General features: G+C 51.6%; 14 protein-coding genes. 5 read left to right on the top strand and 9 right to left on the bottom strand.

Going from position 1 to position 16,944, the window contains the following annotated elements; all coding sequences use genetic code 11:
- Positions 1-24: 24 nt before the first annotated feature.
- Positions 25-1,701, bottom strand: coding sequence for a cytochrome D1 domain-containing protein (locus tag AC5EFR_RS09945; protein ID WP_493575674.1), 1,677 nt, complete (start codon positions 1,699-1,701; stop codon positions 25-27).
- A 156-nt stretch (positions 1,702-1,857) separates the two neighbouring features.
- Positions 1,858-2,727 (bottom strand): LysR substrate-binding domain-containing protein, encoded by an 870-nt coding sequence (locus AC5EFR_RS09940; RefSeq protein ID WP_493575673.1) that lies wholly within the window; start codon positions 2,725-2,727, stop codon positions 1,858-1,860.
- A gap of 111 nt (positions 2,728-2,838) precedes the next feature.
- Between AC5EFR_RS09940 and AC5EFR_RS09935 the strand changes: the two genes are divergently transcribed.
- Positions 2,839-3,546, top strand: coding sequence for an SDR family oxidoreductase (locus AC5EFR_RS09935; RefSeq protein ID WP_493575672.1), 708 nt, complete (start codon positions 2,839-2,841; stop codon positions 3,544-3,546).
- On the opposite strand, the gene AC5EFR_RS09930 is transcribed toward AC5EFR_RS09935, so the two are convergent.
- On the bottom strand, positions 3,543-4,820 hold the full coding sequence (locus tag AC5EFR_RS09930; protein ID WP_493575671.1) for an NAD(P)/FAD-dependent oxidoreductase: 1,278 nt from the start codon (positions 4,818-4,820) through the stop codon (positions 3,543-3,545). The two genes, AC5EFR_RS09935 and AC5EFR_RS09930, sit on opposite strands and share 4 nt — an antisense overlap.
- 96 nt (positions 4,821-4,916) lie before the next feature.
- Between AC5EFR_RS09930 and AC5EFR_RS09925 the strand changes: the two genes are divergently transcribed.
- From AC5EFR_RS09925 to AC5EFR_RS09915, 3 genes are all read left to right on the top strand, one after another.
- Positions 4,917-5,828: a LysR substrate-binding domain-containing protein gene (locus tag AC5EFR_RS09925; RefSeq protein ID WP_493575670.1), complete on the top strand. Its 912-nt coding sequence runs from the start codon at positions 4,917-4,919 to the stop codon at positions 5,826-5,828.
- Positions 5,825-6,712 (top strand): LysR substrate-binding domain-containing protein, encoded by an 888-nt coding sequence (locus AC5EFR_RS09920; protein ID WP_493575669.1) that lies wholly within the window; start codon positions 5,825-5,827, stop codon positions 6,710-6,712. The genes AC5EFR_RS09925 and AC5EFR_RS09920 overlap by 4 nt, the downstream gene beginning before the upstream one ends.
- A gap of 99 nt (positions 6,713-6,811) precedes the next feature.
- The gene (locus tag AC5EFR_RS09915; protein WP_493575668.1) at positions 6,812-8,992 is read left to right on the top strand and encodes a thiamine pyrophosphate-dependent enzyme; all 2,181 of its coding nucleotides are present in this window, start codon (positions 6,812-6,814) and stop codon (positions 8,990-8,992) included.
- Positions 8,993-9,105: 113 nt separating this feature from the next.
- On the opposite strand, the gene AC5EFR_RS09910 is transcribed toward AC5EFR_RS09915, so the two are convergent.
- The gene (locus AC5EFR_RS09910) at positions 9,106-10,659 is read right to left on the bottom strand and encodes an alanine/glycine:cation symporter family protein (protein ID WP_493575667.1); all 1,554 of its coding nucleotides are present in this window, start codon (positions 10,657-10,659) and stop codon (positions 9,106-9,108) included.
- Positions 10,660-10,667: 8 nt separating this feature from the next.
- Positions 10,668-11,105: a universal stress protein gene (locus AC5EFR_RS09905; RefSeq protein ID WP_493575666.1), complete on the bottom strand. Its 438-nt coding sequence runs from the start codon at positions 11,103-11,105 to the stop codon at positions 10,668-10,670.
- A gap of 191 nt (positions 11,106-11,296) precedes the next feature.
- Between AC5EFR_RS09905 and AC5EFR_RS09900 the strand changes: the two genes are divergently transcribed.
- On the top strand, positions 11,297-11,743 hold the full coding sequence (locus AC5EFR_RS09900; RefSeq protein ID WP_493575665.1) for an Lrp/AsnC family transcriptional regulator: 447 nt from the start codon (positions 11,297-11,299) through the stop codon (positions 11,741-11,743).
- A 225-nt stretch (positions 11,744-11,968) separates the two neighbouring features.
- Here the strand turns inward: AC5EFR_RS09900 and AC5EFR_RS09895 are convergent, their stop codons facing one another.
- Genes AC5EFR_RS09895 through AC5EFR_RS09880 form a run of 4 tightly spaced genes read right to left on the bottom strand, consistent with a single transcriptional unit; the run spans position 11,969 to position 16,411 of the window.
- Positions 11,969-13,549, bottom strand: a complete 1,581-nt coding sequence (locus AC5EFR_RS09895) for a chemotaxis protein CheW (protein WP_493575664.1) — start codon at positions 13,547-13,549, stop codon at positions 11,969-11,971.
- A gap of 2 nt (positions 13,550-13,551) precedes the next feature.
- Positions 13,552-14,043, bottom strand: coding sequence for a chemotaxis protein CheD (locus AC5EFR_RS09890; RefSeq protein ID WP_493575663.1), 492 nt, complete (start codon positions 14,041-14,043; stop codon positions 13,552-13,554).
- Entirely contained in the window at positions 14,043-14,888 is an 846-nt protein-coding gene (locus tag AC5EFR_RS09885) for a CheR family methyltransferase (RefSeq protein ID WP_493575662.1), read from the bottom strand. The genes AC5EFR_RS09890 and AC5EFR_RS09885 overlap by 1 nt, the downstream gene beginning before the upstream one ends.
- 35 nt (positions 14,889-14,923) lie before the next feature.
- On the bottom strand, positions 14,924-16,411 hold the full coding sequence (locus AC5EFR_RS09880; RefSeq protein WP_493575661.1) for a methyl-accepting chemotaxis protein: 1,488 nt from the start codon (positions 16,409-16,411) through the stop codon (positions 14,924-14,926).
- Positions 16,412-16,944 lie beyond the last annotated feature (533 nt).

The following is a 16,944-nucleotide window of genomic DNA, read 5'->3' as shown; positions in this document are numbered from 1 at the left end:
TTATGTGTCGTTTCAAACCATCACTTAGGTGACGTGGTTCGAACGGTTGTAGACGTTGAATTTACCGGTAGGCGCATAGAGCCCTTTGACGCGGCCAATTTCTTCCAATGTCTTCGCGTCAAAGATCACGATCTCACCGTTTGGCTCAAGCGAGTCAGACAGGTTCCACTTGGAGACCCAAACTTCGGTCCCGTCCGCGTTGAATTCGAAGTGAACAGCGGCGCTGCCTTCGTCTTCTGTGATCTGGATGGTCTTGACGATTTCACCAGTCTCTTTCGAGATAACCTGAACAGACTGCTGAATCTCTGGCTCTGGGTGCTTGGTTTGGTCAGCCCAGATGTAGTCAGAGTTCGGGTGAGTCCGAACAAACAGGCCAGCGCCGTCTGTTTCAGTCTCGTAGCAGACTTTCCATGCGTTGTCTGGGTGACCAGCTGGGTCATTGCCCCAAACGGTCACGGTACCAACGCCCAAGTGTGTGGTACCAGCAACGGGGCCACAGTTCGGGTCAATCCAGTTCGCGCCAGGACCGGGGTGCGGCAGAGCAGCAACGTCGATCATCGCTTCGAGCTTGTGGGTTTCAGTGTCGACAACAACCATTTTGTTCGACGCGTTCGCGGCGATCTGGAAGTAGCGACCTGTTGGGTCAAAGAACCCATCGTGCAGGAACTTGGCGCTATCAATTTTGTCGATGCTCAGGTTGTCGAGGTCGGAGTAATCGACCTGCCACAGCTGACCAAGTTCTTTCACAGCAACGATCCAAGTAGGCTCGTTCGGTGTGGTGTAGATCGCCGCAACACGGGCTTCTTCGACGTACTCACCGTCGACGTTTACGCCCCGTGTGGAAACAACTTTGACCGGCTCCATAGTCACCGCGTCAACAATCGCAAAGTGAGGAGGCCAGTAGCCGCCACCGATGACGTATTTGCCGTCGCCGGATACAGCCACGTCACGTGCATCATACGCGATTTTAACTTCGGAAACCAACATCTTGTCTGGAGTCTGCCAGAGGTCGATCTTGGTCATTTTGCCATCGCGGCCCATTGTGTACCAGAAGCGACCGGGGTTTTCGGGCTCTTCGATTTTATGGTGCTCCGACGCCTTGAGAACGTGTACCGCATACCCGGTTGGGATGTGGACCAGAACTTCTTTGGTGTCGCCGTCTACAACAGCAACTTTCCCGGCATCACGTTCGATGACGACAAAGAAGTTTTCCCAATTGCGGCCATGCATAGGCTCGGTTGGGTAGTCGGCTTCTTCGACGTAAACCTTGCGGGTTTCCATCATTTGCGCCAGCGACATTTCTGGCGGCTTGGGCGGATCCATCTGGATATAGGTCGCCATGTCTTTGATTTCTTGCTCGGTCATGATGTCCGAGAAGTTGTTCATGCCGCCTTCGGTACCCCAGGCGATAATCTTTTCAAGACGCTCCTGGCCGAGTTTCAGCGTACCGCTGACAGTTTCTGTGCCGTCTGCTGCTTTCATCTTAACGACAGGCTCGAGGCTCTTGCCTGTCGCGCCTTTACGCAGAACGCCGTGGCAGCCCGCGCACTGTTCGAAATAAAGTTGTTTCGAAGCTTCAAAGGCTTCTTCGCTAAGGGTTGGACCTTCGGCGAATGCGGGCATAGCAACGCTGCCGAGGATCATGGCAAAACCTGCCCCTAGCGCGCCGCGTACTTTCTTTTGGGTGATTCCAAGTGACATAATCACTCTCCGTTTGCTTGGTGAGGCAAGCGGAAGATGCGCTTATGTGCTGAGTCTCGTCTTGACAATTGTCAATGGGACTCACGAAAAAGCGAGCCCGCGTCATTTCATCCACCTCTCATACCCCTTATTTAAAAGGGTATTTTGGACGTCTGTTTACGTTTGGCCTACCAACCAATCATGCAATAGCCGTACAAGTTTTGGACGACGAGGTTTCCGCGGCGCAACTATGTAAAAGCCATTTTCAATGGAAAGATGGTCCGGGAAGGGTTGGCATAGCCGGTCCTGCTGCAATTCCGCTTCAACAAAAGCGCGGGAGGTTAACGCGACACCTTGTTTTGCAATGGCCGCATCAATCGCCAGAGAGGTCTGGCTTAAATTCATGATCTTCATATCGGGCACGGGTCCTTCTTTGAAAACACTCTGCAAGAACAGCGGCCAAAGCCCATGAGCATCCTGTAACAAGACATGGCGGACAAGGTCAGAAGGAGTTTTTATCCGTGTGGGACCCTGTAGAAAATCAGGGTGGCAGACAGCGATCAAATCGGTGGGAAACAATAGGGTAGACGTCAATCCGGGGAACGGTGGTTTGCCCTGCCGAACGGCAATATCCACCCCGTCGGTTTGGAAGTTCGCCGCACTGTTTGAGGCGTCGATACGCACCCTTAATTCCGGGTGCGCCGACGACAGATCACCCAGACGTGGCACCAGCCAGCGGGTGGCAAAAGACGGTGTTGTACTAATTGTCACAACTTCTTCTCGCGGGGCGAGGTCTTGGGTCGCATCCGCCATCAAATCAAAGGCGCGCTGGATGGACGGCAAGAAGCGCCGGCCCTCGTCCGTGAGGCTTAGGCCGCGCGCATGACGATCAAAAAGTTTGACCTTCAACTGCGCTTCGAGGGCACGGACATGTTGGGCCACGGCCCCTTGTGTCACCCCGAGTTCTTCGGCAGCCTGTCGGAACGTCAAATGCCGCCCGGCCGCTTCGAAAGCTTTGAGGGCATTTAGGGGCGGAAGGTTGCGCATCTTTAACCCATTTGTCGGGAGATTTTCTACAGCGTTAAGGCAGAAATACTGATTGGTCAAACCCACCCTGTCAAACCATTCTCTCGATCACCCAAGGATCAGGAGACTACCATGTCAGGGCAAAAAGTAGCCATCATCACCGCTGGCGGTAGCGGCATGGGGGCGGATTCAGCAAAACGTTTGGCGGCGGACGGTTTCAAGGTTGCGATCCTATCGTCCTCCGGCAAGGGTGAAGTGCTGGCGACCGAATTGGGCGGAATCGGAGTAACCGGGTCAAACCAGTCCAACGACGATTTACAAAAACTGTCGGATGTCGTGATCGCAAAATGGGGCCGCATTGACGTCTTGGTCAACTCTGCCGGACATGGGCCGCGCGCTCCGATTTTAGAGATCACCGATGAGCAATGGCACATCGGTATGGACATCTATTTCCTCAATGCCGTGCGCGCGACACGCATCATTGCACCGCAAATGATTGCGCAAAAGTCCGGCGCGATCATTAATATTTCGACCTTTGCCGCCTTTGAGCCGAGCCCGGTTTTCCCAACATCCGCCGTGATGCGCGCCGGATTGGCCAGCTATACCAAGCTTTTTGCCGATGAATATGCCGCCGATAACGTTAGAATGAACAACGTTTTGCCGGGCTTCATAGACAGTCTTCCCGAAAAAGAAGAGTTCCGCAGCCAAATCCCGATGGGTCGTTATGGAAGCTCATACGATGAAATCGCGGCCACTGTGGCGTTTCTGGCGTCTGACGGCGGGGCCTATATCACCGGGCAAAACATTCGCGTGGATGGCGGTGTCACCCGAGCGGTCTAAACCCGGTCTTTGACCAAATGCGTTAGGGTTGCGCCGGTTTCGTAATAGACTTGGCGTAGACCGGCATGCGGAATGCGATGGTGTCGTGTTGGAACCCGAGGCAAGACAGACATATCATTTGAAATCAAGGCTTTGGCCATGGACATTCCAAACACGGTGCCCGGACCAATCCCACGCCCAGAATACCCAAAACTAATCAACGCCGTATCATCCAATTGCAGGATCTTTGGCAAATATTCTTCGGTCATGGCGATACGTCCGAACCAAGTCTGTTGAAGCGACGTTCCCGCCAGTTGCGGAAACATCTTAGACAATTTGCGTTTGAGCCACGCCAAATGCGTACCTTGTCCAATATGGCCCAACTGCCCCATGCCGCCGATAATCATGCGCCCAGCGTCATCCAAACGCCAAGAGGACATAACCATTGCTGTATCCCAACATCCTTCTTTTCCAGGCAGGATTTGCGCCAATTGGTCCGGGCCAAGCGGGTCCGTTGCGGCTTGGAAGTAGTGGACCGGAATAATCTGGGGGGTTTGCAGCCCTTGGATCGGTATCGCGTAGCCGTTGGTGGCGACAATAAGGGCCTCTGCTGTTATCCGCCCTTGCGGAGTTTGTATCCGCCATGCACCGCCGATTTTCTCAATATCGAGAGCAGCAGAGCGTTCATGCAGAATTGCCCCCGCGTCCTGCGCCGCGCGCGCCAATCCAACGGCATAGGCCAGCGGTTGAATGGTTCCGGCGCGTGGATCGAACAGCGCGCCAAATACCAGATCAGACCCAACGCGCGCCCGAGCCTGCGCCTTGTTAAGCAATTCCACCGGAGCCCCGCGGGCGGTCAATTGTGTAAATCGGTTTTCCAATTCTGCCATGCCAGCCGGGGCATGGGCACAGTGCAGTGTCCCATTTTGCACCGGCTCACAGGCGATACCGTATTGGTTGATCGTGTCAAAGACCCGGCCCGGAGCCATGCCCAATATGCGAGTAAGACGCTCACCAGCTTCAACCCCAAGGGTTGCGTTGATGTCATTCGGGGGAAGCCATAACCCAGCATTTGCCAGGCCAACATTGCGCCCAGAACCGCCAAAACCGATTGTTTCAGCCTCGATAACCCGCACGGAAGTACCCGACTTGGCAGCTTCTAGAGCAGCCGAAAGCCCGGTATACCCGCCGCCAATTACCAACAAATCTGTGGTGACTTCTGAGGTCAGGGCCGGGGCCATCACCCGTTCAGCACAGGTGTCGTACCAAAGACTATCGGAAATGTTGGATGTCATCTGGTCGCCCCCGAGTGATTTGCGAACATTTTCGCTTGGTCCAACGGTTTTGCCCAAGACCTAGAGTTTTTCCTATTGAAACCATCTCATTTTAGTATGAGTTTTACTTTTATGATCTCACAACGCCGCTTTTTACCATCCATCTCTTCGCTATTGGCGCTCGAGGCCGTGTCGCGCCTTGGCAGTGCATCCGCCGCAGCCAAGGATCTGTCCTTGACTCAGAGCGCTGTAAGCCACCAGTTGAAGCAGCTAGAAGCCCAAATGGGTGTCGACCTCATCGCGCGTGATCGGTTAAAGCTAACCCTGACTCCCGCCGGGCAAGAGTTCGTTCAAGAGGCGCGGTTCTTGCTTGAGCGACTATCGCAGGCATCAATCAAACTTCGCGCAAACCCGATGGGGGGCAGTTTGAACCTGTCGATTTTGCCGGCCTTTGGGTCACACTGGCTTGCGCCAAAGCTCAGGGATTTTATTCGGCTCTATCCGAGCGTGTCAGTTAACTTGCAAACGCACAACCTACCGTTTTCATTCGATAATAGCCCATCCCATGCCGCTATTCACTATGGCACACGCGACTGGCCGGATGTGAATTACCTGCAGCTTTTGCAAAACTATGTGGTTCCGGTTTGTGCACCTGGCTTTTTGAATGGCCCGACGGAATCCGCCCAAACTCTTTTGTCTCATTCACTTTTGCATCTCGAAACCCGTCCGGACGCTTGGGAGCAATGGTTTGAACACTTGGGGCACCCGGTCTCGGGCCTAAGGGGAAGTTTATTTGACCAATCCTCGACGATGTCGCAGGCGGCTGTTCACGGGCTTGGAATCGCCCTGTTGCCAACCTTTTTGGCGCAAGAGGAAATTGAGCGGGGTCGATTGGTTTTGGCGTATGATGGTCCGCCGATTTCCTTGGGCGAATATTTTCTCGTTTGGCCCGAACGACACCCGCAATATGAGCCGTTATCACATTTTCGGGACTGGCTGACACGACAAAGACTTGAGAAAAACTTATGAGTTATCGTCTCCCTTCTTTCAGTCATCTGCGCTGTTTTGAGACTGCTGCCCGGCACCAAAGCTTCACCGCTTGCGGAGAAGAGCTTGGCATGACGCAAAGCGCAGTCAGCAAAAAGATCAAGGAGCTTGAGATCGAACTGGGGTTTGATTTGTTCCAACGTGTGGGACGTGGAGTTGCGTTGACCACCGCCGGACGAAAGCTCTCAGCGCGCTTGACCCATGACCTGACGCAAATTCAAGACACCCTGCGACAAGCGACCTCTGCTGGGGCCGGAAAAGACCATTTGTCAATTGCCACCCTTCCGACATTTGCCAACCTGTGGCTGATACCGCGCCTGCCGAAATTCACTCAAACCTATCCCGAAATAGAGCTGTCCCTCGCGACCCGGTTGGAACCATTTGAGTTTGAGCGCACCAAATTTGATCTTGCCGTGCATTATGGGACCGACAACTGGCCGGGAGCGAAAATGACCTATTTGTTTGGTGACAAAATGATCCCCGTTTGCGCGCCCACTTTTAAAAACGCGCATCCGCTTCACAAGCCCGAACACTGGGGGCAAGCACCCCTGTTGCACCTAAGCAGCCGCGCCGATGCGTGGCCCAATTGGCTTGGCAAAGCTGAAACCAGCATCCGCGACCGTCGTGATGGCACGTATTTCGACCAGCATTCCATGGTGATCGCCGCCGCAAAGGCCGGATTGGGGGCTGCGATTGTCCCGTCGAGCATGGTCGCAAACGAGTTGGCCATGGGTGATCTTGTCCAAATTCCCGGCCCGGAATTGGCCACGGAGAAAGGGTACTATCTTGTACGACCTGCCGGTCAGGCCCGCGACGCCGTGATCCAGTTTGAAGCATGGCTAAAAACGCAGGTCGAGGATAGCTAATTCATTCATTTTTGGAATGCTTCTAGTCGCTATTCAGTTCTAAACCTGCAAGGTTACGAACATTAGATGTTGTTGAAATCCCATTTTCGAGAGGCTTGGATGGACCGCGCAGATATCGTAGACACAGCATTTCGGACACGGTTGGCGGCCGGGGATTTTCCGCCGGGGATTCCCGCTCAGGGCCCACTTGGCGAAAAAGACGCCGTCGACATTTTTCGGGCCCAATGCCTAAGTCGAAATCTTGATCGGCGGTCTCGAAAAATGCAGGCCGAAGGGCAGGGATTTTACACGATTGGATCATCCGGGCACGAAGGGATGGCCGCGGTGGCGGCGGCCTTGCGACCCACGGACATGGCGTTTTTGCACTATCGCGATGGTGCTTTTCAAACGATGCGATCCTCGCAAGTGCCCGGCACCGACGCGACCCGAGATATGTTGCTGAGTTTTGCAACCTCTTCCGAAGACCCGATGAGCGGTGGGCGCCACAAGGTTTTAGGATCGAAATCTTTGGCCATACCGCCGCAAACCTCAACAATCGCCAGCCATTTGCCCAAAGCCGTTGGCGCGGCATATTCGATTGGCTTAGCAAAACGGCACCCGCCTGAACATCAAGAATTGAGCAAAGATGGCATTGTGATGTGTTCCTTTGGGGATGCCTCGTCCAATCATTCCACGGCCCAAGGGGCGATCAATTCGGCCTGTTGGGCGGGGTACCAATCCGCCCCTTTGCCTTTGCTATTCGTGTGCGAAGACAATGGAATCGGGATTTCAACGCGAACTCCTAGCGGTTGGGTGGCGGCGAACTACAGCGCCAAGCCCGGACTGAAGTATTTTTACGCCAATGGCTTGGATCTTTTTGACACCTACCGTGTCGCCCAAAACGCGGCGGACTATGTCCGCCATCACCGCAAGCCGGCCTTTCTGCACATCTCGCTTGTTCGCCTCTACGGGCACGCTGGCTCTGATTTGCAGCAGGCCTACCTCAAGAAAGAAGTCTTTGAAGGCTGGGAGAGCGATGATCCGCTACTCCATTCCGCCCGCCTATTGATCGGCGCGGGCGTTTTGACGGCTGATGGCGTTTTCGACATTTATCAAGAGACAGAGGATCAATGTACCGCGGTGGCCGCCGACGTGGTCAAACGACCGCGATTAAAAACAGCATCCGATGTTATGGCATCTATCATCCCGCCAAAGCGCATTTGTGCGCCAACAAACGGCCCGTCGCAGGAGGCGCGACAGGCAGCCTTTGGCCCGGATTTCAAACAGCTAGATAGCCCGCAACCACTGTCACGCTTGCTAAATTGGGCGCTGACCGACCTCATGCTTGAACACGATGAGATCACCATGATGGGCGAAGATATCGGGCGCAAAGGAGGTGTTTATGGGGTCACACAAAAGTTGATTGATCGGTTTGGCCCTGGCCGTGTGATTGATACCTTGCTGGATGAGCAAAGCATTCTCGGACTGGCCATTGGCATGGCGCACAATGGTTTTGTCCCCATGCCGGAAATCCAGTTCCTAGCCTATTTGCACAACGCCGAAGATCAACTGCGCGGTGAGGCGGCGACCTTGCCGTTCTTTTCCAACGGTCAGTTTAGCAACCCCATGGTCCTCCGAATTGCCGGACTAGGCTATCAAAAAGGGTTTGGCGGACATTTTCATAACGACAATTCATTGGCCGTTTTAAGGGATATTCCGGGTGTGATTATCGCCTGTCCCTCACGCGGGGATGATGCCGCCATGATGCTACGCGAATGTGTCCGATTGGCCCGAGAAGAGAACCGGGTGGTGGTTTTTGTTGAACCAATTGCCCTATATCCGATGCGCGACCTTAATCACGAAAAGGACGGAGAATGGATGTGCGCCTATCCTGCCCCGGACCAACGGATCAAACTGGGAACAGTTGGGATAAAGGGTTCCGGCCCTTTGGCCATTCTGACCTACGGCAATGGCCATTACCTTAGCACTCAAGCCGCGATTGACCTACATGATCAGGGTATTGAGACACGGGTGATTGATATACGCTGGCTGGCACCGCTACCCGTCGACGGAATTTTGGACGCCCTTCAAGGTGCACAACACGTTTTAATCGTCGATGAATGTCGCAAGACAGGAAGCCAATCCGAAGCTCTGATGGCACTGCTGGGAGAACGTACAAACTTGACGCACGCCCGGATCGCCGCCGAGGATAGCTTTGTCGCAACTGGGCCGGCTTATGCGGCCACAATGCCCTCCCGACAAAGCATTGTGAAAGCGGCAAAGAATCTCATGACATCATGAGGAGCGAGACAAGACTTTTCTGCGTTCGCCCCGAAATCACCTAGTAAAACAGACTAAAGTTTATTGCCAAGGCAGGAGCCTCCGGACGCGAACCTGTCGCGTCCGGAGAGGTTTTAGTGCGAGAACTTCTTAATCTCACCGCTCTCAAGACGAGACGTGTATGAGCTCAACTCTTTCTTCACCAATTTCATAAGGAAATAGAGGCAGAAGATATTGACCACAGCCATCGCAAAGATCGCGGCGTCTGAGAAGTCGATTACCGGACCAAGCGACGCAGCCGCACCGATGACGATAAAAATGCAGAAGATGATCTTGAACACGAGTTCTGAAACCTTGCTCTCTCCAAACAGATACGTCCAGGCTTTGAGGCCGTAGTAGCTCCAAGAGATCATTGTTGAGAACGCAAACAGCACAACAGCAACCGCCAGAACAATTGGGAACCAACTGATGCCCGACGCGAACGCCGCAGAGGTCAAAGCAACACCGGAGTTTCCATCAACGGTCGCAATCGCATTTCCGGCTTCGTTGAGCATGTAGTTGCCTGTCTCGGGGTCAATGATCATCTGCTGTGAAATGACAATCACCAAAGCCGTCATTGTACAGATCACAACCGTATCGATCAAAGGCTCAAGAAGAGAGACGAAACCTTCTGTAATCGGTTCTTTTGTTTTCACAGCAGAGTGCGCGATGGCCGCCGAGCCAACACCCGCTTCGTTGGAAAACGCCGCACGTTTGAAACCCTGGATCAAGGCACCAACCATACCACCAGCAACACCAAGGCCAGTAAAGGCACCGGCAAATATCTGGCCAAAGGCCCAACCGATTTGATCATAGTTCACGATCAGAATGACCAACGCGGCACCAACATAAAGGATACCCATGAATGGCACGACTTTCTCAGTGACATTGGCGATGGATTTTATCCCGCCAACGATAACTAGAAACACAATTGCCGCAAACACGAGGCCAGTTATCCAACCGGGATAGTCCCCAACAATTCCTGAAATCTGGGCATGGGCTTGATTTGCCTGAAACATGTTCCCGCCACCAAGAGCACCCAAAATACAGAAGATAGAGAACACTACCGCAAGGATTTTCCCGCCAGGTAGACCCAACTCATTGAAGCCTTTGGAAATATAGTACATCGGGCCGCCGGAAACGGTCCCGTCTGGATATTCATTCCGATATTTTACACCCAACGTGCATTCTGTGAATTTCGACGCCATTCCCAACAGGCCTGCAAGGATCATCCAGAATGTAGCACCCGGCCCGCCAATGCCGACGGCCACCGCAACACCGGCAATATTTCCTAGACCAACTGTGCCAGACAAGGCCGTTGCCAATGCTTGAAAGTGGCTAACTTCACCCGCATCATTCGGGTCAGAATAGTCACCTTTGACCAATTGAATGGCATGTTTGAAATAGCGAAACTGGACGAAGCCAAAATACAGAGTGAAAATTGTTGCCGCAATAACAAGCCACATCACGATCCAAGGAAAGCTGGTCCCGGGAAAGGGGGCGAAAATTGTGGAGACAAAAGGCCCTGTTAAATCTGCGAAAACCTGGTTGACTTTGTCGTCGATCCCCATGGCCTCTTGTGCGACGAGTGGGGTTGATACCAAGGTGGCCAGAGCTATGGTCAGGCCGAAAGCTGATGTGTTTTTCATTCTCATTCCTATCCGACAACTGTTACTGGCACACTGGCATGCATCACGAGGTTCTGTGTCGAGCTTCCGAAAACGCGTTTTGCAAAACCGTCAGCAGAGGCGCGGCCCACAATAATCTGCGAAGCGCCATTTTCGAGTGTAAGCCTGTCCAGCGTCTCCGCCACATCGCCGTGCCGTACAATTCCACGCGCATTAAAGCCTGCGTCTCTCATGGCGGTTACGGCCGGCTCGACGATGCGTGAGGTTGCCAACGCGATCTCTTCTTCGCGTCTCATATGCCGCTTGGCGTTTTCCTCAGCAGTTTGAAAAGTGAATGGCGACCATTCGATCACGTAGATGGCGATCAGCTCGCAGGATCCAATTTTTGCCGCAAGCTCCTTGGCAAAGGTGAGCGCACGCTCACCCGTTTCCGTTCCGTCCAGTCCAACAACAATTTTAACTGTCATGGTTTCCTCCCAATTCGTGCTTTCCCATTTGAAGAGGGTGTCGCCCTCTCCTGAAGAGGATCAAAGGACCCAAAGATCGCTTGCTCACCCCACATTAAGTAATAGTGAAAATCACTAGCAATTGTTGTTAAATGTGGGTATTTAGAAGGCAATATTCGCGAAAAGCGGATATTCTATAGGGATTATAACCAATGTCTGGTGATTTAGATAAAATAGACCAACGAATCCTCTCGGAGCTAGAAGCAAACGGGAGGCTCTCGATCGTTGATCTGGCGATGCGGGTAAATTTGACGAATACCCCCTGCTCTGAGCGCGTCAAACGCCTAGAGAGATCTGGTTACATCAGCGGCTACCAGGCCGTTTTAAACAAATCTCAAATGGGTTTGGGTCATTTGACAATTGTTCAAGTTTCCCTTGCGGCCACCGCCGGCGATAACTCCCTTGATGCTTTTAACCGTGTTGTCCGAAACATTCCTGAGGTCGAAAGCTGCCTCATGGTCGCCGGTTCGTTTGACTATTTGTTGACCGTGCGAACCAGAGACATCGCTCATTTTCGTAACGTCCTCGGTGACAAAATAAACAAGCTACCCGGCATTCATCAAACCAACTCGTTCGCAGTCATGGAGGTTGTTCTCTGAAGACTTAGAGAACCTATAACCTCTTGATACAATGCCCTTCTTAGCATGAACTATCGCGCATTTCACACATGGTCCATCACGAAAGGCCTTGGCTCTGTCGGCCTCCGTTCCGAGGGCTTCGAGGCAACAATTGATGTTCATGGCCTTTTACGCAGAAGCACACATGTACTTTCTGGTTCTTTGGGCGACCTCTATCCCTAAACGACTGGTTCGGGATTTCGTCCACTATCCCAACTTAGCTTGATCCATTGCGTCCATGCATCGTTTCACAACAGCGGATGAATCCAGAACCAAAACAGAAACGGACTTTTTGTCTGCGGAGCTGTGATTCAAGCAACCCGCGACATCGTCGATAATCCGTTGACCGTTTTCTTGGCGGTCCATTGGCTGCAGCTCTGCAACGCTATCAACACTCGTCATAATGATTTCATCAACGGAATCGACGAGGATGCCATACTTGCTATCCTCATGCCTAAAGATCAGAACCTTCTGTTCCTCAACCTTTTTCGGTGGCATCCCATAGAGCAAGCGTGGATTGAATAGAGTGATCAACTCCCCTCGCAGGTTGATTATCCCCTCGACGAACTCCAAGGAAAACGGCGGTTCCAACAGCTGTTCGGGTCGGTTGATCACTTCGCTGACACAGTTGGTATCGAGCGCGAATTTCTTTTCGAAAGTGAAGCGGATGTAGGTGCGCCGTGTCGCAACAACTCGGGTTGAGTCATGACTATTGGCGCGCGCGTCACCCGGATAGATTTCCTGGCAGGCCTTCGCAATCTCCACCAATTCGCGATCAGAACGCAATTTTCCTTGGTCAAGCATCATGACGATTTTGCCCTCATCATTGATAAGGCAGCCGCCGACGTAATCGCCACGCGGCAATGCCAATTTGGCAAAAGGCAGTACATCATCACGGAAATAGGGAAGGATACTATCAATCGAGAACACCATCAGACCAATAAGACCATCAGTTGTCTCAAGAACCACCATTTTGCGTTCCTTGGGAATAGTTTCACCCAATCGAAACACAGCACCATCCCCGAGAAACGCGCGAAAATCGACCACGGGTAGGATAACGCCGCGCAAATTGGTGGTACCTATGACATTGCCACTTGCAAACAATGATTGATCCACTTTGGGCATCTCGCGGATTTCTTTGACGTAACGCAAATCAATGGCGCAGGTGGTGTGGCCCGTTTGAAAGGAAATACAGTTGCGACGTTTGCCTTTGGCAGATTTCACCACAGCCTGATCGGACGATTTTCTGGCACGCGGAACCCGATCAAGATTCAATAGCTCATAAGGGTCCAATAATTGAACAAGCCGATTCCCCTGTTCAAATTTCAGCACCCCTTTGATCACCACATCACGGGGACCATCTTCTTTGGGTTTGAAATTGACCCTCGCGGCCTGGTTGCCGCTTAGCACCTCACCAGTGCGGTCAAACACCAAACCAATGCAAAGGTCGCCATATTCAATAATAGCGACTTTGCGCGCAGAAACGTGTTCTTGATCAGAAAAATCCAACAAAATGCGCAGATCCACAATGGGAATTATCTGACCACGCAAATTGAAAAGACCAAGCATAAATGGCGGAGCCAAAGGTACCGGAGAAATATGCCCCGGTTCATTCACCACCTCTTGTACCGCGGAAACTGGTATCGCGAATTCACTCTCTCCGATCAAAAAAGACCCATAGATTTCATCCGTGGCTACACGTTTTTGTACAACCTGTGCTCGGCTTACATCGGGCTGATCCACGGACTTGGTATCATCCCGCTGAGGAGCGGTATTTGTTTGTTCCAATATCATCGTTGAGGGTCCAATCTTGGAATGGCCGAAACAGTGAATTCGCCGCTGGTGCAATCAATGGTTATTTGCCGCCCAAGCATGCCACCAACATCCTCATGAATACGCCGCATTCCCGCTTCACGTAGAGCTTTGTATGCAAATTTGGAGTTGATCCGGCCGACCATCCGACTTGGATCTGCGTCTTCAGGAAGGGTCATATTTGCTCCTCCGACAACAATACCTTGAAGCCTGCGCATCTCTCGTTTGTCCAACTCCATAAGATGCATCAAGGAGTGGATTGCTTGATCAACATGTCGGCCACCAATGTTTTCGCTGGGGGCCTCGGATTGTGACAACAAACAATGCGCCAGGCCAAATACGCCCTTCTCTGGGTTTAAAATGCCCAATCCGATGCAGGAACCTAGAATGGCATGCAAGCTTTGCCCAGCCTGCCCAATCTTTACCTTGCCAATCGTGACATGTAGTTTTTCGCTCGGGTTTGATTGCATCAGTTGTTCGCCCTTGCTTGGGGTCGATAAATGATTGGAACAATCTGTTCGAAGGGTGTGTTTAATTTAGTTAACGTTTCGCTTTCACCAATGAACAAAACGCCATCAGGACGCATTTGACTATGCACTTGATCAAGGATCTTTTCCTGGTCTTCATCCGTGAAATAAATCAACACGTTGCGAAGGAACACCACATCGAACGGGCCCGCCCCGGAGAGACGATCAAACAGGTTATGCAGTTTAAACCTTATCCGAGAGCGGATTTGAGGGTGTGCCTGAAAACCATCTGTATCGTTGCCGATCATATGCTTATCAAATAGGTCAGGTTTCGCCTTGCGGAACCGCGCTATTGACCGGCCCTTATAGACTCCGTTGGTGGCAACCTCCAATACCCGAGACGACACGTCGGTGCCCATAACCGAATAGTCGAATTGTTGATTATTCAACCGAAGGCTTTCTAACAAAACACCAATTGTATGCGCTTCTTCCCCGGTGGAAGCGGCCCCAGACCACACCCGTAAAGCGCGGTTTTGTCTTTTGTCGAGAAACTCCGGAAGAAACTCATCCTGAAAGTAGTCCCAAACTCGCGGCGTTCGGTAAAAGTATGTTTCATTTGTTGTGACCCGGTTGGTCAACTCTTGCATCTCATCCGGGTCTTTTGATAGGCGCGCGATATAGGCGGCAAAGTCAGGTGCTTCGACTTCGCGTAATCGGCTTCGCAAACGGCTTACCAACATCGATTTTCGGGTTTCACCGATGGTGATACCGGTATTTTGATGCACAATGGCACGAAGTTTCGAAAAATCACCGTCACTCATTGTGAGTTCTGTCTTAGCAACACTCATGGCAAAGCCCTTTACTATCTACATCAACATTCAAATCAGAAGCCAAGCTTAGCCACTTCATCCTTCAATTCCTGAGCGCCTGTGTTCAGGTCATCGGTCGAAGTAGCGATGGCATCTGACGCAATGACCGCCTGTTCCGAAGCATCCACAATGCTTTGAATGGCTTCGGAAACGTCTCTGGCGGCTGTTTGCTGTTCGTTGGCAGCGACAGATATCTGGGCGATAGAGTCTGTGGTATCGGAAATTCCGGACAGAATCTTTTTGAACGCCGCCCCCGCTTCGCGCGAGACTTCACTGCCTTGAGATACGCGTTTCACCGTTTCATTGATCAGCTTGCTGATTTCTTTGGTGGACTGGGAAGAGCGTTCTGCCAATTTACGCACCTCATCCGCCACAACCGAGAACCCTAGCCCATGTTCGCCGGCACGCGCGGCTTCAATCGCAGCGTTAAAGGCTAATAGATTGGTTTGGCTCGCGATTTCACTTATGGTTTTGACAATCTCGCTGATTTCTTCGGAGGACGCGTTGATCAAATCCATTGCTTCAATCGACCGGTCGATCGCTTTTGCGCCTTGATCCGCCTCTTCTTTGGTTTTCTGTGCAATCTCGTCGGAATGGTTGCTGTTTTGAGCAATCGAGTCGATAGACGCGCTCAACTCTTCGATGGAAGCGCTGATTTCCTCTGTTGTGCAACCGAGAGTTTGCGCACCGCTGGCAACCGTATGAGATTGTTCGGAAATAGACTTGGATTGGCTCACAAACTCGGAGGCAATGCGCGTCACTTCCTTAGCGACACTTTTTTCAGCGGTAATGTCTGAAGCAAATTTTACAACCTTGTAGGGCTTGCCATCTGCGTCAAAGATCGGGTTGTAACTGGCATTGATCCAGACTTCGGTGCCACCCTTGCCAAAGCGTTTGAATTCACCCGCACAAAACTCACCCGCAGCAAGATCAGCCCAGAATTTTTTGTACTCTGGTGATCCTGCATAGGTCGGATCACAGAAAATCCGATGGTGCTGACCTTGGATTTCATCCAAGGAATAGCCAACCGTCGCCGTAAAGTTTTCATTGGCAGTGATAATGGTGCCGTCGAGTTCAAATTCGATCATGGCTTGGGCACGGCTAATCGCAGCCATTTTGCCATCCTGTTCCGCCGTGCGCAATTTCTCGTCTGTGATATTATAGGCAAATTTTACAACCTTGTAGGGCTTGCCATCTGCGTCAAAGATCGGGTTGTAACTGGCATTGATCCAGACTTCGGTGCCATTTTTGTCAAAACGTTTGAATTCACCTGCACAAAACTCGCCCATCGCAAGCTTCATCCAAAAGTCCTGATAGTCATCGGTTTTTGCAAATTCAGGATCGCAAAATATTCGATGATGCTTTCCAGCAATCTCATCAAGACTATAGCCAACAGTTGACAAAAAGTTTTCATTGGCGGTGATAATTGTTCCATCAAGCTCAAACTCAATGACAGCTTGAACACGGTTGATGGCAGCTACGACACCTTTCAGATCACTCATCTCGAGATCTGCTGATGCTTCAACTGCTGTTTCCTTTGCACCCATAATTTATGCCTCACATGAATATTTACCCCAGAGGCAGAATGCCGAATGAGTCTTAACACGAGATTTCCAAGACATGGCCGATAAAAAACTTGTATCTAAGATTCAATGAAAACCGCAAATACCGGAAGTAAACTATAGGTAAAAAGCCGTTGCTCTCGAAATTGGAAAGGATCGCAATCTACACATTTCGCTGGAGCCGCTCGGAAAGGTTAGATTGATAAATAAAAGGCCAAATTTAATGTAACTTCCCGGAGAAACACAGTCAAAAGGTCGACGTCACACGAAACAACCGTAGAGTTGAAGCAATGTATTAGATTTGTATCCCCCTGAAATATGACCAAAAATTGGGATGCCCCTAAACGATCTTGTTCCCCATTTCTCGCTGTCTGATCATCAACTCAATCCGAAATCTTCCATGCTCGACGCAATTACATGGCAAGTAGCCCTCTCTTTCATTTTTTATTAACCGAAGATTTCCATTTCAGTTG

It is taken from the genome of Pelagimonas sp. (assembly GCF_058892305.1).
This window is presented reverse-complemented; position numbering and strand designations above follow the sequence as displayed.

Excerpts from the sequence above, each read along its gene's own strand:
- AC5EFR_RS09945 (WP_493575674.1), bottom strand. The coding sequence starts at position 1,701 with ATGTCACTTGGAATCACCCAAAAGAAAGTACGCGGCGCGCTAGGGGCA.
- AC5EFR_RS09940 (WP_493575673.1), bottom strand. The coding sequence starts at position 2,727 with ATGCGCAACCTTCCGCCCCTAAATGCCCTCAAAGCTTTCGAAGCGGCC.
- AC5EFR_RS09935 (WP_493575672.1), top strand. The coding sequence starts at position 2,839 with ATGTCAGGGCAAAAAGTAGCCATCATCACCGCTGGCGGTAGCGGCATG.
- AC5EFR_RS09930 (WP_493575671.1), bottom strand. The coding sequence starts at position 4,820 with ATGACATCCAACATTTCCGATAGTCTTTGGTACGACACCTGTGCTGAA.
- AC5EFR_RS09925 (WP_493575670.1), top strand. The coding sequence starts at position 4,917 with ATGAGTTTTACTTTTATGATCTCACAACGCCGCTTTTTACCATCCATC.
- AC5EFR_RS09920 (WP_493575669.1), top strand. The coding sequence starts at position 5,825 with ATGAGTTATCGTCTCCCTTCTTTCAGTCATCTGCGCTGTTTTGAGACT.
- AC5EFR_RS09915 (WP_493575668.1), top strand. The coding sequence starts at position 6,812 with ATGGACCGCGCAGATATCGTAGACACAGCATTTCGGACACGGTTGGCG.
- AC5EFR_RS09910 (WP_493575667.1), bottom strand. The coding sequence starts at position 10,659 with ATGAAAAACACATCAGCTTTCGGCCTGACCATAGCTCTGGCCACCTTG.
- AC5EFR_RS09905 (WP_493575666.1), bottom strand. The coding sequence starts at position 11,105 with ATGACAGTTAAAATTGTTGTTGGACTGGACGGAACGGAAACGGGTGAG.
- AC5EFR_RS09900 (WP_493575665.1), top strand. The coding sequence starts at position 11,297 with ATGTCTGGTGATTTAGATAAAATAGACCAACGAATCCTCTCGGAGCTA.
- AC5EFR_RS09890 (WP_493575663.1), bottom strand. The coding sequence starts at position 14,043 with ATGCAATCAAACCCGAGCGAAAAACTACATGTCACGATTGGCAAGGTA.
- AC5EFR_RS09885 (WP_493575662.1), bottom strand. The coding sequence starts at position 14,888 with ATGAGTGTTGCTAAGACAGAACTCACAATGAGTGACGGTGATTTTTCG.
- AC5EFR_RS09880 (WP_493575661.1), bottom strand. The coding sequence starts at position 16,411 with ATGAGTGATCTGAAAGGTGTCGTAGCTGCCATCAACCGTGTTCAAGCT.